The sequence below is a fragment of the Nonomuraea aridisoli genome, assembly GCF_003236395.1.
Lineage (GTDB): Bacteria > Actinomycetota > Actinomycetes > Streptosporangiales > Streptosporangiaceae > Nonomuraea > Nonomuraea aridisoli.
In genome coordinates this window covers 1-21,158 of sequence record NZ_POUD01000159.1, presented here as the reverse complement: position 1 = coordinate 21,158, position 21,158 = coordinate 1, and the positions used below count along the sequence as shown (strand labels likewise).

Annotated in this window: 19 protein-coding genes; 13 read left to right on the top strand and 6 right to left on the bottom strand. The window is 71.0% G+C overall.

The genetic code is table 11. From position 1 onward, the window contains the following. Positions 1-3,025: glycoside hydrolase family 38 N-terminal domain-containing protein (locus C1J01_RS30350; protein WP_111182400.1), on the bottom strand; the 3,025-nt coding region annotated here is incomplete at its 3' end. Between the two features lie 171 nt (positions 3,026-3,196). Here C1J01_RS30350 and C1J01_RS30345 point away from each other — a divergent pair. From C1J01_RS30345 to C1J01_RS30320, 6 genes are all read left to right on the top strand, one after another. Continuing rightward, positions 3,197-4,051: a bifunctional methylenetetrahydrofolate dehydrogenase/methenyltetrahydrofolate cyclohydrolase gene (locus tag C1J01_RS30345; protein ID WP_111182399.1), complete on the top strand. Its 855-nt coding sequence runs from the start codon at positions 3,197-3,199 to the stop codon at positions 4,049-4,051. 176 nt (positions 4,052-4,227) lie between these two features. Continuing rightward, positions 4,228-5,244: an SDR family NAD(P)-dependent oxidoreductase gene (locus C1J01_RS30340; protein WP_111182398.1), complete on the top strand. Its 1,017-nt coding sequence runs from the start codon at positions 4,228-4,230 to the stop codon at positions 5,242-5,244. 299 nt (positions 5,245-5,543) lie between these two features. After that, the gene (locus C1J01_RS30335) at positions 5,544-6,785 is read left to right on the top strand and encodes an MFS transporter (RefSeq protein ID WP_220040172.1); all 1,242 of its coding nucleotides are present in this window, start codon (positions 5,544-5,546) and stop codon (positions 6,783-6,785) included. A 12-nt stretch (positions 6,786-6,797) separates the two neighbouring features. Then, complete coding sequence (locus C1J01_RS30330; RefSeq protein WP_111182396.1) at positions 6,798-7,931, top strand: C45 family autoproteolytic acyltransferase/hydrolase; 1,134 nt, start codon at positions 6,798-6,800, stop codon at positions 7,929-7,931. Further along, positions 7,924-8,748: a polysaccharide deacetylase family protein gene (locus C1J01_RS30325; protein WP_111182395.1), complete on the top strand. Its 825-nt coding sequence runs from the start codon at positions 7,924-7,926 to the stop codon at positions 8,746-8,748. Before C1J01_RS30330 ends, C1J01_RS30325 begins: the two co-directional genes overlap by 8 nt. Then, positions 8,748-9,527, top strand: a complete 780-nt coding sequence (locus C1J01_RS30320) for an SDR family NAD(P)-dependent oxidoreductase (RefSeq protein WP_111182394.1) — start codon at positions 8,748-8,750, stop codon at positions 9,525-9,527. The genes C1J01_RS30325 and C1J01_RS30320 overlap by 1 nt, the downstream gene beginning before the upstream one ends. Here C1J01_RS30320 and C1J01_RS30315 read toward each other — a convergent pair. Then, complete coding sequence (locus tag C1J01_RS30315) at positions 9,490-11,220, bottom strand: ABC transporter substrate-binding protein (RefSeq protein WP_181449043.1); 1,731 nt, start codon at positions 11,218-11,220, stop codon at positions 9,490-9,492. The genes C1J01_RS30320 and C1J01_RS30315 overlap by 38 nt on opposite strands. A 197-nt stretch (positions 11,221-11,417) precedes the next feature. Here C1J01_RS30315 and C1J01_RS30310 point away from each other — a divergent pair, with 197 nt between their 5' ends. Beyond that, positions 11,418-11,708 carry a DUF6422 family protein gene (locus C1J01_RS30310; RefSeq protein WP_146615774.1) on the top strand — a complete coding sequence of 97 codons (291 nt, stop codon included), beginning with the start codon at positions 11,418-11,420 and terminating at the stop codon, positions 11,706-11,708. A 74-nt stretch (positions 11,709-11,782) separates the two neighbouring features. Here the strand turns inward: C1J01_RS30310 and C1J01_RS30305 are convergent, their stop codons facing one another. Both C1J01_RS30305 and C1J01_RS30300 read right to left on the bottom strand, forming a co-directional pair. Further along, on the bottom strand, positions 11,783-12,643 hold the full coding sequence (locus C1J01_RS30305; RefSeq protein ID WP_235854765.1) for a MurR/RpiR family transcriptional regulator: 861 nt from the start codon (positions 12,641-12,643) through the stop codon (positions 11,783-11,785). Then, entirely contained in the window at positions 12,640-14,070 is a 1,431-nt protein-coding gene (locus C1J01_RS30300; RefSeq protein ID WP_111182390.1) for a glycoside hydrolase family 3 protein, read from the bottom strand. Before C1J01_RS30300 ends, C1J01_RS30305 begins: the two co-directional genes overlap by 4 nt. A gap of 86 nt (positions 14,071-14,156) precedes the next feature. Between C1J01_RS30300 and C1J01_RS30295 the strand changes: the two genes are divergently transcribed. Next, the gene (locus C1J01_RS30295) at positions 14,157-15,686 is read left to right on the top strand and encodes a glycoside hydrolase family 10-like protein (RefSeq protein WP_111182389.1); all 1,530 of its coding nucleotides are present in this window, start codon (positions 14,157-14,159) and stop codon (positions 15,684-15,686) included. Positions 15,687-15,825: 139 nt separating this feature from the next. On the opposite strand, the gene C1J01_RS30290 is transcribed toward C1J01_RS30295, so the two are convergent. Beyond that, on the bottom strand, positions 15,826-16,473 hold the full coding sequence (locus tag C1J01_RS30290; RefSeq protein ID WP_111182388.1) for an FHA domain-containing protein: 648 nt from the start codon (positions 16,471-16,473) through the stop codon (positions 15,826-15,828). Between the two features lie 181 nt (positions 16,474-16,654). On the opposite strand from C1J01_RS30290, the gene C1J01_RS30285 reads away from it, so the two are divergent. The 4 genes from C1J01_RS30285 (at position 16,655) to C1J01_RS30270 (ending at position 20,236) form a co-directional block, all read left to right on the top strand. Continuing rightward, positions 16,655-17,776: a citrate/2-methylcitrate synthase gene (locus C1J01_RS30285; protein ID WP_111182387.1), complete on the top strand. Its 1,122-nt coding sequence runs from the start codon at positions 16,655-16,657 to the stop codon at positions 17,774-17,776. Further along, on the top strand, positions 17,773-18,081 hold the full coding sequence (locus C1J01_RS30280; protein WP_181449042.1) for a DUF3017 domain-containing protein: 309 nt from the start codon (positions 17,773-17,775) through the stop codon (positions 18,079-18,081). Before C1J01_RS30285 ends, C1J01_RS30280 begins: the two co-directional genes overlap by 4 nt. A 52-nt stretch (positions 18,082-18,133) precedes the next feature. Then, positions 18,134-19,351 (top strand): NADP-dependent isocitrate dehydrogenase, encoded by a 1,218-nt coding sequence (locus C1J01_RS30275; RefSeq protein WP_111182385.1) that lies wholly within the window; start codon positions 18,134-18,136, stop codon positions 19,349-19,351. Positions 19,352-19,465: 114 nt separating this feature from the next. After that, positions 19,466-20,236, top strand: a complete 771-nt coding sequence (locus C1J01_RS30270) for a DUF6461 domain-containing protein (protein WP_181449041.1) — start codon at positions 19,466-19,468, stop codon at positions 20,234-20,236. A gap of 181 nt (positions 20,237-20,417) precedes the next feature. Here the strand turns inward: C1J01_RS30270 and C1J01_RS30265 are convergent, their stop codons facing one another. Continuing rightward, positions 20,418-20,777: a hypothetical protein gene (locus C1J01_RS30265; protein ID WP_146615773.1), complete on the bottom strand. Its 360-nt coding sequence runs from the start codon at positions 20,775-20,777 to the stop codon at positions 20,418-20,420. On the opposite strand from C1J01_RS30265, the gene C1J01_RS30260 reads away from it, so the two are divergent. Further along, the coding region (locus tag C1J01_RS30260; RefSeq protein ID WP_220040171.1) for a hypothetical protein at positions 20,776-21,158 on the top strand (383 nt) is incomplete at its 3' end. The genes C1J01_RS30265 and C1J01_RS30260 overlap by 2 nt on opposite strands.

Below are 21,158 nucleotides of genomic sequence, written 5' to 3'. Positions count from 1 at the left end.
GGAGGGGGGTGATGTGTTCCTGGGCTGCGGCGGGGAGGCGGAGAGCGCGCCAGTCGCCGTCGCCGGACACCAAGGAGTAGGAGAACTCGTGGGTCCAGTGTTGGAGCTGGAACGCTGAGCCGTCCGGGGCGGCGCGGTGGGGTGGGTCGAGCCAGATGCCCGAGGGCCAACCGGTGCACGACCGCATGAGCGACAGATGGAGCGCGCCAGAAGGATCGACCGCGAAGCCCGGCAGCCCGTACGTCAGCAGCGCGACCGTACGGTCTTCCAGGATCTCCTTGCCCAGCGGGCACACGGCCTCGATCACCGCGTCGGACAGGTCGGCCACCAGGTCGGCGACGTCGGTGACGATCAGCGCGGGGAGGGCTCGCAGGTCGCGCAGGTCGGCGCTCGGCTGCCAGACCTCGGGCAGCGCACGCTCGGCGGGCACCCAGACGCGGCCGGCGCCCGACTTGAGCGCCTCCAGGTAGGCGTCGTCGGCCCGCTCGAGCAGCTCGGCGGCCACCGGGTTGGTGTCGGGGCCGCCCACGACGATGCGCACGTCGGGGAGGTTGGAGTCGACGTCGAGCCAGCCGTACCGGGTGCCGTCGGCGGAGGAGGTGGTGGCGGTCACGCCCGCGCGGGCCAGCGCCACCACCAGGTCGCGGGCCTGTGGGGCGTCGTCGAGGGAGGGCACGACCACCTCGGCCACGCCGAGCGCCCGCGCGCCCGCCTCGCCCAGGTCGACCCGCGCGGTCGTGGACAGCCCGAACCAGGTGTTGGCCGGGTTGTCGAGAGTCCAGGGGTGTTCGGCGGTGTCGACGTCGGGCAGCGCGAAGCCGCGGCCCACGACGGCCCCCGCCACGTCGGAGACCGGCAGCGCCCCCTCCACGCGGGCCGGGAAACGCACCCGCAGCAGGCGGTCGGCGCCGGTGTGGTCGAGCACGCGGGTGGTGAAGTCGATGCGGTCGGAGCCGGTCAGCAGGGTGACGGTCTGCTCGTAGGTGATCTCGCCGACCTGGCCGGTGACGGTCAGGCGCCGGCCGATCGGGCTCGTCTCGGAGGTGACGCCGAGCGCCCGGCCCTCGGTCGAGCCGACGACGCGGCCGGACGGGACGAGGTGCCAGGGGCCCTCGCCCATGTCGGGGTGTCGCGGGTATTCGTCGTACAGGCGCAGCTCGTTGCCGAGGCCGGTGAGGACCTCGCGGTCGGCGGCCCGGTCGTGGATTGAGACGAGCGCGCCGCCCTGGGCCGGGTCGGCGGTGACCTGCCAGCGGTCGTTCGCGATGGTGACGAGCGGCGTCTCGGAGGGAGGGGCGGGCTGCCACGGCTCGGAGGAGCCCGGGACGACGCGGTAGGAGCGCCAGCCCATCGAGGGCACGTCGCGCGCGACGAACGTGAGGGTGCCGTTTTCCGTGACGGCGGGGACCGGCGCGCCCGAGAGGTCGGCCACCGTCCGCCCCTCGGGAAGCGGCACGCTGACCAGGCCGTCGCGGGCGAACGGCAGCGTGTTGGTCACCACGACGCTGTGGCCGTCGAGGGCGATCTGGCCGGTCAGCGCGTCGAGGGCGTTGTCACGAGCCGTCGCGGCCAGGTCGTGGGCCTCCCGCCAGCCCGTCAGCAGGTCGATGTAGACCTGGTCGGACTCGGAGCCGGTGATCGCGTCGTGGTGGGCGCCGTACGCGAGCTGCCGCCAGACCTTGTCGAGCGCCGTGTGCGGGTAGCGGCCCAGACCCAGCACGGAGGCGAACGCCGACAGCCGCTCGGCGTCGAGCGCCGCCACCTCGGCCGCCCGCTGGGCCTGCTTGGTGTCGATGTAGGAGACGTCTTTGCCGGTGTAGATCGGGTTCATGTCGCGGGTCTGGGGGCTGAAGGCCGCCCGCTCGGCGCGTACGGCGTCGAGGAAGTCGCGCGGTGTGGCGCAGACGAACTGGGGCCAGACGTAGCGGGACGCCCAGGCGCGGTGGACGTCGGTGATCCACTTGTTGGGCGGGGTGTAGTCGGTGCCGACCGGGAGCAGGACGTTTTTCGTCGCCGCGACGGGCTTGAGCGAGCGGTAGAGGTCGTAGACCGCCTCGCACGCCGCCTCCAGGGACGGCGAGGAATCCATCCACCAGCCCGCTGAATAGTGGGCCGGCATGTAGTGGGTCAGCACGCCCTGCCCCGAGGGCGAGATCCACTCGAACTCGCTGGGGAACTGCATCAGCGCGGCGTCGTTCTTCGCCTGCTTGAAGTTTTTGCTGATGGGACCCCACTGGTGGAAGGGCCCCCGCGCCCACGCGCTGCCGGTCAGCCCGGCCGCCGCGAGATAGCCGGGGAACTGCGGGTCGTGGCCGAACGCGTCGAGCTGCCACGCCGTGCGCGGGTCGCCGCCGAGGATGTCGCGCTGGTAGCCGATGCCGTAGACGATGTTGCGGATGGTGGTCTCGGCGCCGGTCAGGTTGGTGTTGGGCTCGTTGTACGTGCCGCCGACCAGCTCGGCGCGGCCCTGCGCCATGAGGGCGCGCAGGTCGGCCCGGCGCTCGGGGTGGGTGTCGAAGAACGGCTTGAGATAGTCGACCTCGGCCAGCACGAAGCGGTAGTCGGGGTCGCGCAGCGCCAGGTCGATGTGGGCCTCGACCAGCGCGAACGCGTTGCGCTCCCACAGCGGTCTGGTCGTGGCGTCGCCGGAGAGCAGCTCCCACGGGCTGGTGTAGGCGGCCTGGGTGTTCCACCACACCGGGTCGTAGTGGAAGTGGGAGACCATGAACATCGTCCAGCCCGGCTCCTCGGCCGTGACCACGACCTTTAGCTGCTCCTCTCCCAGGGTGAGCAGGCAGGGCACGGTCGTGCCCGGGGGCGCCGACACGGCCAGGGGCACCTCGACGACACCCTCGGCGTCGGCCGGGACGGACACCGGCCCGGCCAGGCGCACGCCGTCGCCGCGCACCTCGAGCGGCGCGTCGCGCTCTCCCCGCGCGACCGTCACGCGCAGGACTTGACGAGGCTCGTCATGGGAGCCCACGAACAGGTCGGTGGACTCTGCGGACAACAGGCGGACGGACACGGGGGAACCTCCAGGCAATCGGTGCCGGCGCCAAAAACACTAAGCCCTGCCATCCTTCCTGACAACGATGTCAGGAGCCGGCTGTGGATAACCGGAGGCGGCGACGCGAGGGCTGTGGACAACGTGGCGGGCGCGTGCGGAGGTCGTGAACAGGCATGGAAGGATTGCGGCATGAGCGCAGTGAAACTCGATGGCAAGGCGACCGCCGCAAAGATCAAGGCAGACCTCAAGAAGCGGGTGGCCGCGCTCAAGGAACGCGGCGTCACACCAGGGCTCGGCACCGTGCTCGTGGGCGACGACCCCGGCAGCCAGATCTACGTCGCCGGCAAGCACCGCGACTGCGCCGAGGTCGGCATCGCCTCCATCCGCGTCGACCTGCCGGACACCGCGACCCAGGCCGACGTCGAGGCGGCCATCGACGAGCTCAACGCCTCACCGGCGTGCACCGGCTACATCGTCCAGCTCCCGTTGCCCAAGCAGCTCGACACGATGGCGTTGCTGGAGCGCATCGACCCGGCGAAGGACGCCGACGGCCTTCACCCGGTCAACCTCGGCCGCCTGGTCCACATGGTCGACGCGCCGCTCCCCTGCACGCCTCACGGCATCGTGCTGCTTCTCCAGGAGTACGGCGTGCCGATCAAGGGCGCCGACGTGGTCGTGGTCGGGCGTGGCATCACGGTGGGCCGCTCGCTGGGGCTGCTGCTGACCCGCCGCAGCGAGAACGCCACGGTGACCCTGTGCCACACCGGCACCCAGGATCTGGCCTCTCACGTACGCCGCGCCGACATCGTGGTGGCGGCGGCCGGGGTGCCGGAGCTGATCAAGCGCGACATGGTCAAGCCGGGGGCGGCCGTGCTCGACGTCGGGGTCTCCCGGGTCGACGGCAAGATCGCCGGTGACGTGGCGCCCGACGTGGAGGAGGTCGCCGGCTTCCTCACGCCCAACCCGGGCGGTGTCGGTCCCATGACGCGCGCGCTGCTGCTGTCCAACGTGGTCGAGGCGGCCGAACGCCTCCAGCGCGGGTGACGCCGGATCGTTGAGTGAACCAGTGAACGCGTGCCGCCGTGGTCGGAGGCACGCGTTCTGTGTGATGCGCGCCTCCGTCATTTGACGGAGGTCGCGGGCGGCTCGGCTGCCGAGGATAAACCTTGAAGGGCCCGGCCTGCGGAAATGCGGGCAGGGCGGTCCTGAGAGGAGTGTCCATGGAGCTCGACGGGCTGGTCGCCGCCGTCACAGGCGGAGCGTCCGGCCTCGGCGCCGCCATCGTCGACGGTTTGTACGCCCGTGGCGCGCACGTCGTCTACGGCGACCTGCGCGACCGCCCTGACCCGCCCTGGGCCGGCCGGGACAGAGATCCGGGCGCGGGTCCCGTTGAGGCTGGCGGTGATCGTGGCGCGGGCGCCGATCGCGGTGGGGCCGGCGGCTTTCCGGGTCGTGACGAGGTCGGCGGTTCCGGGTGTGGTGGAACGGCCGGCAGTTCGGGTCGTGATGAGGCGGGCGGTTCCGGGCGTGGTGGAACGGCCGGCAGTTCTGGGCGTGCTGGCGCCGGCGGCGTTTCGGGTCGTGGTGAGGTCGGCGGTTCCCGGTGTGGTGGAACGGCTGGTGGTTCGGGGCGTGGTGGGCCGGTTTATCAGCGTCTCGACGTCTGTGATCGTGGGTCCTGGGAGCTGTTCGCCGAGGCCGTACGGGATCGGTACGGACGTCTCGACATCCTCGTCAACAACGCCGGCGTCAGCGCGCGCAAGGGCCTGCTGGAAACCGGCGACGACGACTGGGAACGGGTCCTGCGTACCAATCTGTGGGGGCCGTGGACCGGGATCCGGACGTTCGCCGAAGAACTCACCGCCAGCCCGCACGCCAGCGTGGTGAACATCGGCTCCATCTACGGGCAGGTCCCGCCGCCGGGCCCGCCCTCACCGCCATCGTCCGTGGCCTACCAGGTCAGCAAGGCCGGGCTGCACATGTTGACCAGGACCGCTGCCGTGGAGCTGGCCGATCGTGGCATCCGGGTCAACAGCGTCCTGCCCGGAGTGTTCGTCACCCCGCTGCTCCAGGAGTTGTCCGACGAGCAACTGCGTCCCCGCGTCCAGCGTGCCCCCATGGGCCGCGCCGGCGACCCCGCCGACGTGGCCGCGGCGGTCGCGTACCTGGCCTCGCCCGCGGCGGCGTTCGTGACAGGCGTGCTGCTACCGGTGGACGGCGGCTACACCGCCTCCTAAGGCCGCACCAGTTCATAAGGCCGCACCAGTTCATAAGGCCGCACCAGTTCATAAGGCCGCACCAGTTCATAAGGCCGCACCAGTTCATAAGGCCGCGGTGCCTCGTAAAGGCGGCAGCGCCTAGCAAGCCCATGCGATGACACACAAGACGGCCACCGACTCGTAAGACGGTTACTGACCTCATAAGACAGCCACCGACCGACATCCCCCTGAGAGCCTCGCAACTGAGGAGAGGTCGCATCATGAGCGTCCCCGCAACCCCCACAACCCGGACTTCGCAGAACTCGAAGCTCCGTGCAGTGGTCGCCGGAAGTTTCGGCAACATCATGGAGAACTACGACAACATGGTCTACGGCTACACGGCCGTCACCCTGGGCAAACTGTTCTTCCCCGAGTCCGACGCCCTGGTCGGGACGCTCTACACGTTCGCCGTCTTCGCCGTCGGCTTCCTGATGCGCCCTCTCGGCGCCATCGTCTTCGGCCACGTCGGCGACAAGTTCGGTCGCCGGACGGCGCTCGTGGTGAGCGTGCTGATGATGGGCGCGGCGACCACCCTGATCGGCCTGCTGCCGACGTACGCCAGCATCGGCGTGCTGGCCCCGCTGCTGCTGGTGGTCCTGCGCATGGTGCAGGGCTTCTCCGTGGCGGGCGAGTGGGCGGGGTCGGCGGCGTTCCTGGTCGAGTACGCCCCCGAACGCAGGCGCGGCTTCTTCGGCAGCTTCAACCAGGTCTCGACGGCCGCCGGGTTCCTCCTGGCGTCGGGTGTCGTCGCGCTGAACCACTCGATCTTCACCGCGGAGCAGGTCGACGCCTGGGCGTGGCGGATCCCGTTCCTGCTGTCGGCGCTGACGGCGGTGGCCGCGCTGTGGCTCAGGTTCGGCATGGGGGAGACGCCCGCGTTCGCCGAGGAGCAGCAGAAGGGCGCGACCGCGAAGAGCCCGCTGCGCGAGGGCCTGCGCACGCAGTTCCCCGGCATCGCCCGCGGCTTCGGCTTCACCATGTTGTGGACGGTCGCGTACTTCTTCTTCCTGACCTACCTGCCGACCTGGCTCACCGACGTGGCCGGGGTGGACGAGGGCGTGGCGCGCGGCTCCAACATCGTCGGCCTGGTGACGCTGACCGTGTGCATCGCGGCGTTCGGCGCGCTGTCGGACCGGATCGGGCGCAAGCCGCTGCTGATCGCCTCCGCGGCCGGGTTCCTGGTGCTGAGCTGGCCGGTCATGGCGCTGCTGCAGCACGGCGGCGTCGCGGGCGTGTACGCCGGCCAGGTCCTCATCGGCGTGGTGCTGGCGATGTTCTCGGGCCCCGGCCCGGCGGCGCTGTCGGAGTTGTTCCCCACGAAGCTGCGCTATTCGACCATGTCCATCGGCTACAACTTCGCCGTCATGGCGTTCGGCGGCACGGCGCCGTTCGTGGCGACCGGGGTGGTGGAGCTGACCGGCTCGGGGATGGCGGCCGCGCTGTTGCCGATCGTCTCCGCCGCGGTCACGCTCGCGGTGGTGGCCGGCATGCGCGAGACGGCGCACCGGAGTCTGCACTAGGAGGAGCCTGTCATGACGAATCCACCGCTGATCGCGGTCGAGGGCACGTACGAGGAGATGGGCGCCGAGCTGGGCCGGCGGACGAGCGAGCTGGTCGAGCGGAGCGTGGAGACGTACCTGCGGCGTTTCCGCGACGAGGCCGGCCTGTCCGGACGGGACGTGCTGCGCTGGGGCGGCGTCTATCTCGACGTGGCCCGCCGGTACGACGGGCGCATCGCCGCCATGCTGGAGGGCCTAGCGGCCGGCGCGGGCCGGCCGATCGAGCACATCACCGCGCTGAACGCCCGCACCGAGATGTTGTACGGCACCGGCTACCGCGACGAGGGCTGCACCTCGGTCGCCGTGCTGCCGAAGCACACCAGGACGGGCCACACACTGCTGGCGCAGAACTGGGACTGGCACCCCGAGCAGGGGCCGGTGACGTTCCTGCTGGCGACGAGGGACACCGAGGGCTTCGCGGTGATCACGCTCGCCGAGGCCGGCATGCTGGCCAAGTCGGGGCTGAACTCGGCCGGGCTCGGCGTGTGCGCCAACCTCCTGGTCTCCGACCGCGACACCGGCGGCGACGGCGTCCCGTACCACTATCTGCTGCGCGGGGTGCTGCAGTCGCGGACGATGAGCGAGGCGCACCGCAAGGCGCTGGACGTGCCGCGGATCTCGTCCGGCAACCTGCTCATCGCCGACGCCGGAGGCGAGGCGATCGACCTGGAGGTGGCGCCGGGGGTGTTCGGCACGCTGCTGCCGCAGGACGGCCTGATCACCCACTCCAACCACTTCCAGTGCGCGCTGCCGCTGGTCGACAGGAAGGCCGCCACGTCCGCGCTGACCCTGCTGCGGCCCACCCGCGCCCGGCACCTGCTGGAGGACGCCGCCGCCGCCCGCACCCTGGAGCTCGGCGACATCGTGGCCGCCCTGCGCGACCACTACTCCCACCCCGACGGCATCTGCCGCCACGTGAATCCCGAGGTGGAGAAGGGGCAGGAGGTCGCCTCCGTCTACTCCGTGGTGATGGACCTCGACCTGCGCGACCTGTACATCGCCGCGCACCCGCCGTGCGAGCGCCCGTACGAGCGCTGGCGGCTGGACGACGTGTTCACGCCCGGGGCGAAGCCCGAGGTGCACTTCGAGAGGGAGCAGCATGCCTGAGACCATCTGCCTGACGTTCGACTTCGACGCGATCTCGCTCTGGCAGGCGCGCGGCATGACCACGCCGGGGCCGGTGTCACGGGGCGAGTTCGGGGCGCACGCGATCCCGCGCATTCTCAAGCTGCTGCGCGAGCGCGGCATCACCGCGACGTTCTTCATCCCCGGGCACACCGTGGACACCTATCCCGCCGAGTGCGCCGCCATCGCGGAGGCGGGCCACGAGATCGCCCTGCACGGGTACGTCCACGAGCCCGTCTCCAAGCTCGACCGCGACGCCGAACTGGCCACGAGCGAGCGCGCCCGCGCGTCGATCATGAAGGTGACCGGTTACGAGCCGCGCGGCAACCGCACGCCGAGCTGGGATTTCACCGCCTCCACGGTGGACGTGCTGCTGGAGCTCGGCTGCGAGTACGACTCCAGCCTGATGGCGACCGACTACACCCCCTACTACGCCAGGCGCGGCGACGTGGCCGACCCCGACGGGCCGTACCGGTTCGGGGAGCCGACGCCGCTGGTCGAGCTGCCGGTGTCGTGGTCGCTCGACGACTACCCGCAGTTCGAGTACCTGCGGACGGACACCGGGATCCTGCCGGGGCTGCGCGACCCCGCCGCCGTGTTCCGCAACTTCCTCGACGACGTCGACTACATGGTGCGGGAGCAGCCCGGCGGGGTGTGCGTGCTGACGTTCCATCCGCAGGTCATCGGGCGCGGGCATCGCATGCTGGCGCTCGAACGGTTCCTCGACGCCTGCCTGGAGCGGCCGCTCGTCTTCCGTACGTGCCTGGACACCGCCCGGGCCTTCAGGGACGGCGCCTGATGCGGGCGCTCGTCGTCGGCGCGTGCGGCGGGATCGGCTCGGCGGTGTGCGCGGCGCTCGCCGAAGCGGGGGACGAGGTGGTGGCCGCCGACTCGCCGCGCTCCACGGTCGCCGCCGACCACCCGCGGCACGTCCTCGCCGACCTCGCCGAACACGGCGCGGCGCGGGCGGCGGTCCGCGAGGCCTGGCAGTGGTACGGGCCTCTTGACGCGTTGCTGCACGTGGCGGGCCTGTACCCGGCGCGGCGGGCGCTGGACGGCGACGAGGAGTTGTTCGACACGGTGATGGCCGTCAACACCCGCTCGGCGCTCATGGCCGCGACCGCGCTGGCGGAGATGTGCGAACGGCACGGGCGCGGGGCGGCCGTCGTGTTCACCAGCTCCGGCGGCGCGCTCCGGCCGCGTCCGGGCACGACGGTGTACGCGGCCTCGAAGGCGGCGCTGGAGGCGGTGACACGCGGGCTCGCGCTGGAGTTCGCGCCCCTGGGGATGCGGGTCAACGCGGTCGCCCCGGGCTTCGTGGACGTCGGCTCGCCGCTGAACCCCGTTCCTGACGAGTACGTCCGGGCGGTGGGGGCGGCCGGCCCGGCCGGGCGTGTGGGGACGCCGCAGGACATCGTGCCCGCCCTGTTGTGGTTGTGCTCGCCGGAGTCGGCCTGGGTGAACGGGCACGTGCTCGCCGCCGACGGCGGCGCCGGCCTCGGCTCCCTCACGGCCCCGTCGTGGTTGCCGTCCGGCTCCCTCAGGGAGACACGGGCGGGCGGAAGCGGTGGCGGGTGAGCTCGGCGGGGGCGATGACCTGGCTGCGGCCGTCCTGGACCTGGTGGACGAGGTGGGCGTGGGCGAGTGAGGCGTCCCGGGTGTCGTCCGGGTAGACCAGCGCCCGCTGCCCGCGCCCGCCGAAGTAGTACGGCCCGGCCGCGCCGCGGTGCACGCTCTCCCGCAGCGTCCGCACCACCGTGTCGAAGTCCCACGGCCGTCCCACCGAGGCCCAGGCCCCGGCCAGCATGTGGATCATGTCGTAGTGGATGGCCGCGCTGCCGCTGCCGGGCTCGTCACCGTAGGCGGCGCGGTACTTGCGCATGAAGCCGGTGCTCAGCGGGTCGCCGTACGTGCCGATGACGGTGGACCACAGCAGTCCTTCCGCCAGTGCTCCCATGCGCTCCTCGAAGTGGGGGATCGTCGGCGTCCACACCGTGTAGACGAGCGCGCGCCCGCCACGGCCGCGCAGCTCGTGCAGGAAGCGCCGGAGCTCGTCCTCGACGTACGTGCACACCAGGACGGCCGCCGGGTCGCACGCCTGCACGGCCGCGACGGCGTCGGCCCACGGCACGTCCGTGTCGGGGATCGTCACCATGGCCGCCACCTCCCAGCCGTACGCGCCGGCCAGCCGGTCGAGCTCGTACGCCTGGAGGCCGCGCTCGTCCTCGCGGGTCAGCGCCACCAGCCGCCGGTTGTGCGGTCGCCACTGCCCGGTCCCCGTCAACTCCGCCAAAGTCCTGATAAATCCGGACAAGTAGGCGGTTTCTGTTGCGCACACCTGGAACGTCTGCCCGAGCACCCCCGGGTTGTCGTGCACATGCTCCGTGATCGACGGCGACACCATGGCGTGCATGAGCGGCGCGCGGTACTCCGCCGCCATCCTGATGGCGCCGAGCCGGTGGCGCGGGCTGACGTTGCCCAGCGTGATGGCGTCCACGCCGTACGCGCGCAGCCGGTCCACGGCCCGCATCAGCTCGGCGTCGCTGTCCCCGCAGACCTCGACGGTCAGGTGGTCGATCCGCCGCCCGCCCACGCCGCCCCGGGCGTTCAGCTCCGACACGGCGATCGCCGCGCCGCGCCGCATGGCGAGCGCGTCGAAGCGGCGGGTGTCGTCCATCGGGTAGATCGCGCCGAGCCGGATGGGCCGCCGCGCGGCAGGCCGCGAAAGCGGCGTTCCGGACGGCGGCCGCGTCTCCTGACCTCCGGTCACCCGCCCGACGGCGGTGAACTCCATCCCCTCGGTGAACGGCGCCAGCAGCGCGTCCTCGGCCACCGCCAGCGCGGCGGCGGCCGCCCGTGTCGGGGCGTTCAGCTTGGCCAGCACGTTCTCCACGTGCGTGGCCACGGTACGGGCGCCGCAGCCGACCCGGAGCGCGGTCTCGGGGTTCGTCATGCCGACGGCCACGCATGTCAGCACCTCGTGCTCACGTTGGGTCAGCCCCCAGGGCGGCTCGCACCGCTGGGCCTCGAGCTCGCTCACGGACCCGCGCCCGGCGCCGGACACCTCGATCGTGATCCGGTAGAGCCGCCCGTCGGCGCCCCGCCAGTAGTAGCGCGTGATCCCGGGCCCTTCGGCCACCGCCCGCTCGGCGTGGGCGACCAGCGGGCGGTTGCGCGTGAAGAACGCGACGGCGCCCGTGTGGACGCGCCGTCCGGCGTCCACGGTGAGCCTGGCGCGGAACTCAGGCTCGGCTTCCCGACGTTTCCCCATTTTGCGACGATACCCGGCACAACTCGCAGCGCCCATGCCACCTGCGGTGAACGCCGTCATCGTTCCCCTGAATGCCTGAGCCTTTTGTGGCGGATTCTTGGTGCTCCCACTCGGCGGAAACGGGCACAAGTGCGCCAGAGCCTCGTGGATCCCTCCGCCATCCGGCTCCAAGGGAACCGATGGACGAGGAGGATCGGATGGCCGTCCGTCCGAACGAGAATCTCACCGACGATCAGTCGAAGGTCCTGCAGAAGGCGGCGCATCGCGTCGTCGCCGCGCGGGCAGAAGCGCGCTCGATGCTGGAGGGGGCGGGGATCGAGCTGCCGCCCGAGGACGACTGGTTCGGCAACCCGTGCGGGGTGCCGTCGTGCGGATGCAGCGACTACACCGGAGACGGCGGACCCTGCGAGATGCGGCTGACCGGCCCCGGCGGCGGCCCCTTCATCGACACGTGCGGGCACCAACCGTCGGAGCACCTCCCGACGTGAGGCCGGCGGAGGCCGCCGCCGCACCACCGCCCGCACGTTCGCAGGCGACCTCTCCTCCGTCACCCCGACCAAGGTCAGCGGTTGCGGTAGCGGTCGGTGGCGTGGCGGGTGGCGCGGATGGCGGCGTCGGCCGTGTCGTAGCGCCGTTGCGCCAGCCCGACGAAGATGCAGTCCACGATGAGCAGCTGGCTGATCCGGCTGGCCAGCGCCCCCGGCCGGAACGCCGTCTCCCGCCCCGCCGACACCAGCGTGTGGTGGGCCAGGCCCGCCAGCGACGACCGCGGGTTGTTGGTGATCGCCACCACCAGCGCCCCGCCCTCGGCGGCCGTACGGGCCGGGACGAGCACGTCCGGCGTCTCACCGCCGCAGCTGATCGCGATCGCGACGTCCCCTTTCCGGAGCAGCGCGGCGCTGGTCAGGGCCAGGTGGGCGTCGCTGAACGGATGACTGGACAGCCCGATCCGCAGCAGCTTCTGCGACATGTCGCACGCCACCAGCCCCGAGGCCGCCACCCCGTACACGTCCACCCGGCGCGCCCGAGAGATGGCCTCCACCACCTCGCCGAGCCGTTCGGGGTCGAGCTGGGCGGCGGTGTCGGCGAGCGCCTCCGACTCGGCCCGCGCCACCTTCGCGATCACGTCCGTGAGCGGGTCGTCCGGCCCGAGGTCGCCGGGGACGAGCCGTTCGGGCGCCTTGGCGACGGCGGCGGCCAGCGCGAAGCGCAGCTGTGAGTACCCGGTGAAGCCGAGCGCCCGCGCCGTGCGGACGACCGTCGCCTCGCTCGTCCCGGACGCCGCGCTGAACTCGGTGATCGTGCTGCGCACGACGAGCCCGGGATCGTCCAGGATGAGCCGGGCGATGGACTTGGCCGCCGGCGTGAGCGACGGCATCAGAGCCCGTACGGCGGCGACGGGGTTCGCGGGTTCGGCGGTCACCGGAGCATCCATTCGGCGGCGGCCTGCGCCGACACCCGGGAGAGGCCGTGCGTGGCGACATGGGTGGCCTCAGGCGGCGGCGCCGGGATGCCGGTGTCCACGATGATCGCGTCCGGCCGGAGCAAGAGCGCCCGCGCCACGGTGTCGCGCACCCAGGCGTGCCGGGCGGCGTCGTGCACGACGAGCACCACCGGTCGCTCGCCGAACGCGGGCAGCTCGCCCCCCGGCTCCAGCTGCACCCGGCCGGTGTCCGGCAGCAGGGCGGCGAGCGCGGCCGTGATGCCGGTGGGCGTGGCCGGGTCCACGGCCTGGCTGAAGCGGGTGTTGACCTCGACCACGAGCGGCGCCCGGTCGAGCCGGCCCGTGCCGGTCGTGGTCAGCGCGGCACGGGCGGCGCGCAGGCCCACGCCCTCGTCCACATCCGCGCGGGCCTTCTCCCGCAGCTCGGAGCGGCCGGCGTACCAGGCCGACAGGGCGCGTACGCGGGCGGCGGCCTCGGCGAGCCGCTCCTCGGGCAGCACCCCTTCGCGCACCGCCGCCACGATCGCGTCGCGCATCGCTAGCAGGCCGTCCTCGGTGGTGAGCCCGACGCAGAGGGCGTCCACGCCGGCGTTCAGCGCTCGTACCGCGATCTCGCCGGGGGTGAACATGGCGGCCACCGCCCGCATCTCGATCGCGTCGGTGACGAGCATCCCGTCGAAGCCGAGCTCGCCCCTCAGGAGCTCGGTCATCGCGGTACGGCTGAGCGTCGCCGGCATCGACGGATCGAGCGCGGGCACGAGCAGGTGGCCGGACATGATCGAACGCACCCCGGCGCCGATCGCGGCCCGGAACGGCGGCAGGTCGCGCTCGGCCAGCAGCTCCCGCGAGGCGTGCACGGTCGGCAGCGCCAGGTGGGAGTCGGTGACCGTGTCGCCGTGACCGGGGAAGTGCTTGGCGCAGGCCGCCACGCCCGCGCCCTGGACGCCCTCGACGAACGCCACGGTGTGCCGGGCGACCAGCTCGGGCTCCGGCCCGAACGACCGGACGCCGATCACGGGGTTGGCCGGGTTCGCGTTCACGTCGGCGGAGGGCGCGTAGTCGAGCGTGATGTCGAGCTCGGCGAGCATCCGGCCGATCTGCCGGCCCACCTGCTCGGTGAGCCTCACGTCGTCCACCACGCCCAGCGCCCGGTTGCCGGGGAAGGAGCTGCCGGCCGCGACCTCCAGCCGGGTGACCGTGCCGCCCTCCTCGTCGATGGCGACGATGACGCCGGGGTTCTCGGCGCGCAGCTGCCGGACGAGCGGCACGCCGGCGGCGTTGCGGGCGAAGAGCACCACGCCGCCGAGACCCTCGCCCAGCGCGCGGCGCAGCCAGTCGGGGGCCGAGGTCCCCTCGAACCCCGGATGCAGCACCGTCAACGCCAGTCTGTACAGGTCACCGCTCATCGGCATTTTCCTTCACGGTTGTTGATCTGAAGGTAATTTTCTGTCATCGTCGCCCTCGACACAACCACTTCCGAGAGGCACCCCCCATGCCGAGCAGAAGGACTCTCTTCAAGGGTCTGGCCCTGGCCGCCGCCGCTTCCGCCGTCCCGCTGCCCGCCTTCGCCCAGGCGCAGTACGTGCCGCCGCTGCGTCAGATGCGCGGCATGTGGATCGCGTCGGTGGTGAACATCAACTGGCCGTCCCGTCCCGGCCTCAGCGCCGACCAGCAGAAGGCCGAATACCTGGCCTGGCTCGACGTCGCCGTGCAGCGCAAGCTCAACTCCGTGTTCGTGCAGATCAGGCCCACCGCGGACGCCTTCTGGCCGTCGCCGTACGAGCCGTGGTCGCAGTACCTGACCGGCACCCAGGGGCAGGACCCCGGCTACGACCCGCTCGCGTTCGCCGTGGAGGAGACGCACACGCGCGGCCTGGCCTTCCACGCGTGGTTCAACCCGTACCGCGTCTCGATGCAGGGCGACCCCGCCAACCTGCACCCCGACCACCCCGGCCGCAAGCACCCCGAGTGGATCGTGCCGTACGCCGGCAAGCTGTACTACAACCCCGGCCTGCCCGAGGTCCGCGCGTTCTGCCAGGACGCGATGATGGACGCCGTCACCCGCTACGACATCGACGGCCTGCACTTCGACGACTACTTCTACCCGGTCAACACCACGGCCTTCGACGACAGCGCCGCCTACGCGCAGTACGGCGCCGGTTTCCCGAACCTCGCCGCCTGGCGGCGCAACAACGTCGACCTCATGGTCCAGGAGATGCAGCAACGCGTGCTGGCGGCCAAGCCGGGCATCGCCTGGGGCATCAGCCCGTCGGGCATCTGGCGCAACCGCGGCACCGACCCGCTCGGCTCCGACACCAACGGCGGCCAGTCGTACGACAACCTGCACGCCGACACCCGCGGCTGGGTCAAGAAGGGCTGGCTCGACTACATCGCACCGCAGCTCTACTGGTACATCGGGCAGCCACCGGCCGACTACTCCAAGCTCGTGCCCTGGTGGTCCGACGTCGCCGCCGGCACGGACACGCTGCTGTGGATCGGGCAGGCGGCCTACAAGGCGGGCGACCCGGCCCAGGCGCCGGAGTGGCAGCAGACGAACGAACTGTCGCGGCACCTCACGCTCAACCAGGATCACCCCGAGATCAGCGGCGACATCTGGTACAACGCCAACGACGTCAGGGCCGACCGGCTCGCCTCCATCTCGACCGCCGTCAACGACCACTACCAGCGCCCCGCCCTCGCGCCGGTGCTGCCCAGGCTGGCGAACGGCCGTCCGCCGCGCCGCCCGGTGCTGGCCCACGCGCTGCGCCGCGCCTCGGGGGTCGAGGTACGGGCGGTCACGACCGGGAACGAGACGCCGTTCCTGATGGCGATCTTCCGGTTCGACCGGGACGCCGCGCCGGAGGCGTTCACCGACGCGCGCAACCTGGTCGCGGTCGTGCCCGGCGGCAAGCAGGTCACGTGGACCGACCCCGACGGCGGCAGCGGTCACCGTTACTACGCGGTCGCGGTCGACCGCGCCAACCGCACCAGCGCCCCGAGCCGCGGCTTCCGGGTGGTCTGAGGGGCGCGCTCACGCCCGCGTACGTCGCCGGGCCCGGTGAGACTCCGGGCCCGCATCCCGGCACAGGGGTCCGGCGCTGCCGGAACCCCTCGCCGAAGCACCGGTCGCGATCCGGCCCCTGTGACGGGCCGCGTCTCTCCTATGAAGCCCTGCGCCCCGCCGCCGAAGCCTGGTCGGTGGTGGCCCCCGATGACCGCTGCGGCGGCACCACGGGGGTCGGGCGTACCAGCCCGAGCGCGACGACCTCGTTGGCCAGCCGTGTGCGCCGGTTGGTGCCCTCCGGGATCCGGAACTTCTGGTAGAGACGGAGCAGGTGCTGCTTGACCGCGGCCTCGGTCACGACCAGGTCGTCGGCGATCTCGCGCGCGGTCGCCGGAGCGACGAACGCCTCGTCGGACAGCGCCGGCCGGCAGAGCGAGGTCAGCACGTCGACCTCGCGCCTGGTCAGCTCGGGGGCGGCGGCCCTGCGCAGCTCGACCTCGGGGGTGAAGTCCTCTCGGGGGACTCCGCCGATGCGAGCCCGCGCCGCGCCGAAGGAGACGACGTCACCGTCGTCGAGCACCCTCCGGGCGATCGGCCTGCCGTTCACCCGCGTGCCGTTCCTGGACAGTCCCAGGTCGACGACGTACAGGTAGGGTCCTCGTCTGACGAACTCGGCATGGAGTCGAGACACGCTGGGGTCGGTGAGACGGATGTCGACGCCCCGGCCCCTCCCGACCGTCGTGATCTCGGGGCGCAACGGGACCACCTCTCCAGTGTCCTCGATGCGTATGAACGGCCCCTCCACGGCAGTTCCTCCCCAGGTAGCCCGCCGTAACTATTACTACAGCTCCGGCTTACCCAACCGAGGGGATGCGGAATCTCCTTTGCCGAAAGGAGAATCCGACGTGAATTTGGTCTTGACCTCTGCGGCCGGTTTTGCCTGCTCACGGGTAGACTTCGGACGGAGATAAGCGGAGGAAACACTCATGGCGGACAAGCCCACGAAAGGTCTGGCCGATGTCGTCGCCGCGTCCACCGCGCTGAGCGACATTGACGGAAAGGCCGGTCGGCTCTTCTACCGTGGATACGACATCCACGACCTGGCCGGCCGCGCGACGTTCGAGGAAACCGCACATCTGCTGCAGCGGGGCAAGCTGCCCAACCGCGCCGAACTGGACGCCTACGGCGACGAGCTGGCACGCGGCCGCGAGCTGGGCGCCCTGGTGTCGGCGAACATCGCCGAAATCGCCGAGAAACAGAAACCCATGGAGGCGCTGCGCTCCCTGGTCTCGCTGGCCGGGGCCGACGACCCCGACAAGGACTCCATCGCCCCCGACGCCAACCTGCGCAAGGCCGCGCGCCTCGTCGCGCAGCAGCCTCTGCTGGTCGCCCGCTATCACGCCGCTCGCACCGGCGGGAGCGTCCCAGACCCCGACCCGTCGCTCAGCATCGCCGCCAACTTCCTGCTCCAGGTCACCGGCCGCGCGCCCGACCGGCGTGAGGTCGAGATCTTCGACGAATGCCTGGTGCTGCACGCCGACCACACCATGAACGCCTCCACGTTCGCCGCCCGGGTGTGCGCCGCCACGCTGTCCGACATGCACTCCGCCATCGTGGCCGCCATCGGCACCCTCAAGGGCCCGCTGCACGGAGGCGCGAACGAGCAGGTCATGAAGACGCTGGAGTCGATCCCGTCCGGCGGCGTGGCCCAGGCCGTGCGTGACAAGCTCGCGGCCGGCGAGAAGATCATGGGCTTCGGCCACCGTGTCTACAAGACCGAGGACCCGCGCGCCACCCACCTTCGCCGCATGTCGGCCGAACTGGGCGAGGCGAGCGGCGACGACACCTATTACCGGATGTCGAAGGAAATGGAGGAGGTCGTCTTCGAGACGAAGGGCCTCTATCCGAACGTCGATTTCTACGCGGCGTCCGTCTACCACTACCTTGGCATTCCGACAGACCTGTTCACGCCGGTCTTCTCCATCAGCCGCATGTCCGGCTGGACGGCTCACGTCATCGAGCAGCACGCCGACAACCGGCTGATCCGCCCCGACAGTGAGTACATCGGTGAGACCGACCAGAAGTGGAAGCCGATAGAAGAGCGTTGAGCCAGCCGACCGAACGCCAGCCGCGCGAGACCTGGGGGCCGTACCCGCTGATCCTGGCGGGTGCGGCCGTCGGCGTGCTCGCCATCTTCGTCGCGAACCCGCGCTGGGGCGGGTTCGCGCTGGGTGCCGTCATCATGATCGCCGCCGCTCTCCGCTTCGCCGGGTACGGCGGTCAGCTCGCCATCAGGAGCAGGAAGAACGACGTCATCACGCTGTCCCTGGCCGGGTTCGTGCTCGTGATGACGTCACTGCTGCTCGACAACAACGAGCTCAAGGCGGTCATCCTGTCCCTTTTCGCCCGGTGAGGGGACGGTCCGATAGCCTCGACGCATCCATTCATTGAAGGGGAACATAGGCATGCCCAAGATCAAGGTGGAGGGTCCGGTCGTCGAACTCGACGGCGACGAGATGACCCGGATCATCTGGCAGTTCATCAAGGACCAGCTGATCCTTCCTTACCTCGACGTCGACCTGAAGTACTACGACCTCGGCATCGAGCACCGGGACGCGACGGACGACCAGGTGACCATCGACGCCGCCAACGCCATCAAGAAGTACGGCGTCGGTGTGAAGTGCGCCACCATCACCCCTGACGAGGCGCGCGTCGAGGAGTTCGGTCTCAAGAAGATGTGGAAGTCCCCCAACGGGACCATCCGCAACATCCTCGGCGGTGTCATCTTCCGTGAGCCGATCATCATGTCGAACGTGCCGCGGCTCGTGCCGGGCTGGACCAAGCCGATCGTCGTCGGCCGTCACGCCTTCGGCGACCAGTACCGCGCCACCGACCTGAAGATCCCCGGCGAGGGCACCCTCACGCTGACGTTCACGCCGAAGGACGGCTCCGAGCCGGTTGAGATCGACGTGTACGACTTCCCCGGCAGCGGCGTCGCGATGGCGATGTACAACCTGGACGAGTCGATCCGCGACTTCGCCCGCGCGTCGATGCGCTACGGCCTGGCCCGCAACTACCCGGTCTACCTGTCGACGAAGAACACCATCCTCAAGGCGTACGACGGCCGCTTCAAGGACATCTTCGCCGAGGTCTACGAGACCGAGTTCAAGGAGGAGTTCGAGAAGGCCGGCCTGACCTACGAGCACCGCCTCATCGACGACATGGTCGCCGCGGCGCTGAAGTGGGAGGGCGGCTACGTCTGGGCCGCGAAGAACTACGACGGCGACGTCCAGTCCGACACCGTCGCGCAGGGCTTCGGCTCGCTGGGCCTGATGACCTCCGTGCTGATGACCCCCGACGGCCGCACCGTCGAGGCCGAGGCGGCCCACGGCACCGTGACCCGCCACTACCGCCAGCACCAGCAGGGCAAGCCCACCTCCACCAACCCGATCGCCTCGATCTTCGCGTGGACGCGCGGCCTGGCCCACCGCGGCAAGCTCGACGGCACCCCCGCGGTGACCGAGTTCGCCGACAAGCTGGAGCAGGTCTGCATCGAGACCGTCGAGGGCGGTCAGATGACCAAGGACCTCGCGCTCCTGGTCGGCGGCGACGCCGAGTGGCTCACCACCCAGGACTTCCTGGCGGCCCTGGACGAGAACCTCAAGAAGAAGATGTCGGCCTGAGGCCGCATTCACCGAAAACGGCCCCTACCAGCGCGGTAGGGGCCGTTTCGCGTTCCTGGGCCGTCACGGGACTTCGCAGGTTCCTGTCGGTGGAGCGTGCCATGATCTGGCGGCATGACGACCGATCCGCTCGCCAGGTTCCGCTGGTTACAGGGACAGGCCTGCCCCCTCGATGAGATCTACACCGTGCTCTTCGTCCGCGAGCGGGATCCCGGCGAAGTGCTGCGGCGTTTCGGCTGCGGCGAGGGCAGGGAGATGAGCTTCGCCGAGCTGTCCTCGGAGGTCAGCGACTTCCTCGTGGGGACGGACGGCGGAGACGGGGGCGGTTACGTCGGGGTGGTGGCTGCGGGTGACTGGTGTTCGGCCGTCGAGCCGATGGGCTGGTCGGCGGTGATGGACGAAAGGCTGATCCGGTTGTCGGTGGACTCCGAGGTCGTGGCCGTCACTCGGCATGACTACGCGGACGACCACTTCGCGTACGCGGTCGACGGCGGCGTGGTCACCACTTTCGAGCTGCTCACGCCGGACGCTCGCTATGGCGCCGACAAGGATCGGCTCAACCATCTCATGCGCGAGGTCGGCCTGCCCCCTGATGAGACCGAGAGCGACGAGGAGTGGGAGGCCAGGTACGACGACCTGGCGCCGAACGCTCTGGCGCGGGCGTTCGCGCTGGCGGAACGGCTCACCGGCGTGACGTTCACCGCAGGTGTGCTGGACGGCCCGCTGCTCGTGGGCCCGATCGTGGCCGCCCATCTGCATGATCCCGCAAGGTTGTCGACGCAGCGATCGGTCACCCTCGCCGAACTGGTGGACAAGCACCTCAAGGCGCGTGGTGAAGAGGTAGCCGGCGACGATCGGGTCGGCGACGGAAGCTGCGGGAGCTGAGCGGCTCGTCACGATCGGTCGGGCTGCGGCGCCGTTCCTCCTGCCCCGGGTGCCTCGCAGGGCGTTGCCTGACGCCTACTCCCCAGAGAGGAATCCTCAAGAAGGTGCCGGTCTGGCCGCATCACAACAACGGCCCCTGCCTGCGTGGTAGGGGCCGTTTCGGCTGTCCGCGTCGTATCGGTCAGCGGGGGTCGGGGTCGGGGTCGGAGCCGGGGGTGGGGGGACCGTTCTCGGGGCGCCGGTTCTGCTGTTCGTCCTCCCGTTCGCCGAAGGTGGCGGCGGCCTCGAGCGTCTCCAGGAGTTGCCGCCGCCACTGGGCGTCCTCGTCGGGCTCGGGGGCGGGGGTGAACGGCATGGGCTCCACGTGTTCGGTGGTGGCCAGGCTGGGGCCGCGGCGGGACTTGGCGATGAGCACCGCGAGCACGGCCAGCAGGGCCAGCACGACCACCACGGCCGAGGTGATCATCGTTGGCGTGGACAGGCCCGGCAGTGAGCTGGTGTTCGCCGCGTTGAGCTGCGTGGAGAAGGCTTGGGGAGCCATGGTGCTGGACGCCGTCGGTGTGGCGGCGACGTCCTCGGCGATGGCGGGCTCGGTCGTGGCGGTCGTGGGGGTGGTCGTCGGCGTGGGCGAGGACGAGGTCGCGGTCGTCGCTTCGGCGGAGGTGGTGGCGGTCGGCTCGGCTTCGGAGGAGGCCGCGGCCGACGGGGACTCGGACGCCGCGGCGGTGTCCGTGGGCGAAGCAGAGTCCGACGTCGTGGCGGTGTCCGTTGCTGACGGCGAGTCCGATGCCGTGGCGGTGTCGGTGGGAGACGGCGAGTCCGAGGCTGTGGCGGTGTCGGAGGGTGACGGCGACTCCGATGTCGTGGGGGTGTCCGTGGGGGACGGCGAGTCGGACGTCGTCGCCGTGGGGGTGGCTGAGGA

What these genes read in the sequence shown, in the direction of transcription:
- C1J01_RS30265 (WP_146615773.1), bottom strand. Translation starts at nt 20,777, where the DNA reads ATGGCTCCCCAAGCCTTCTCCACGCAGCTCAACGCGGCGAACACCAGC.
- C1J01_RS30270 (WP_181449041.1), top strand. Translation starts at nt 19,466, where the DNA reads ATGACGACCGATCCGCTCGCCAGGTTCCGCTGGTTACAGGGACAGGCC.
- C1J01_RS30320 (WP_111182394.1), top strand. Translation starts at nt 8,748, where the DNA reads ATGCGGGCGCTCGTCGTCGGCGCGTGCGGCGGGATCGGCTCGGCGGTG.
- C1J01_RS30345 (WP_111182399.1), top strand. Translation starts at nt 3,197, where the DNA reads ATGAGCGCAGTGAAACTCGATGGCAAGGCGACCGCCGCAAAGATCAAG.
- C1J01_RS30325 (WP_111182395.1), top strand. Translation starts at nt 7,924, where the DNA reads ATGCCTGAGACCATCTGCCTGACGTTCGACTTCGACGCGATCTCGCTC.
- C1J01_RS30275 (WP_111182385.1), top strand. Translation starts at nt 18,134, where the DNA reads ATGCCCAAGATCAAGGTGGAGGGTCCGGTCGTCGAACTCGACGGCGAC.
- C1J01_RS30330 (WP_111182396.1), top strand. Translation starts at nt 6,798, where the DNA reads ATGACGAATCCACCGCTGATCGCGGTCGAGGGCACGTACGAGGAGATG.
- C1J01_RS30340 (WP_111182398.1), top strand. Translation starts at nt 4,228, where the DNA reads ATGGAGCTCGACGGGCTGGTCGCCGCCGTCACAGGCGGAGCGTCCGGC.
- C1J01_RS30315 (WP_181449043.1), bottom strand. Translation starts at nt 11,220, where the DNA reads ATGGGGAAACGTCGGGAAGCCGAGCCTGAGTTCCGCGCCAGGCTCACC.
- C1J01_RS30285 (WP_111182387.1), top strand. Translation starts at nt 16,655, where the DNA reads ATGGCGGACAAGCCCACGAAAGGTCTGGCCGATGTCGTCGCCGCGTCC.
- C1J01_RS30295 (WP_111182389.1), top strand. Translation starts at nt 14,157, where the DNA reads ATGCCGAGCAGAAGGACTCTCTTCAAGGGTCTGGCCCTGGCCGCCGCC.
- C1J01_RS30300 (WP_111182390.1), bottom strand. Translation starts at nt 14,070, where the DNA reads ATGAGCGGTGACCTGTACAGACTGGCGTTGACGGTGCTGCATCCGGGG.
- C1J01_RS30310 (WP_146615774.1), top strand. Translation starts at nt 11,418, where the DNA reads ATGGCCGTCCGTCCGAACGAGAATCTCACCGACGATCAGTCGAAGGTC.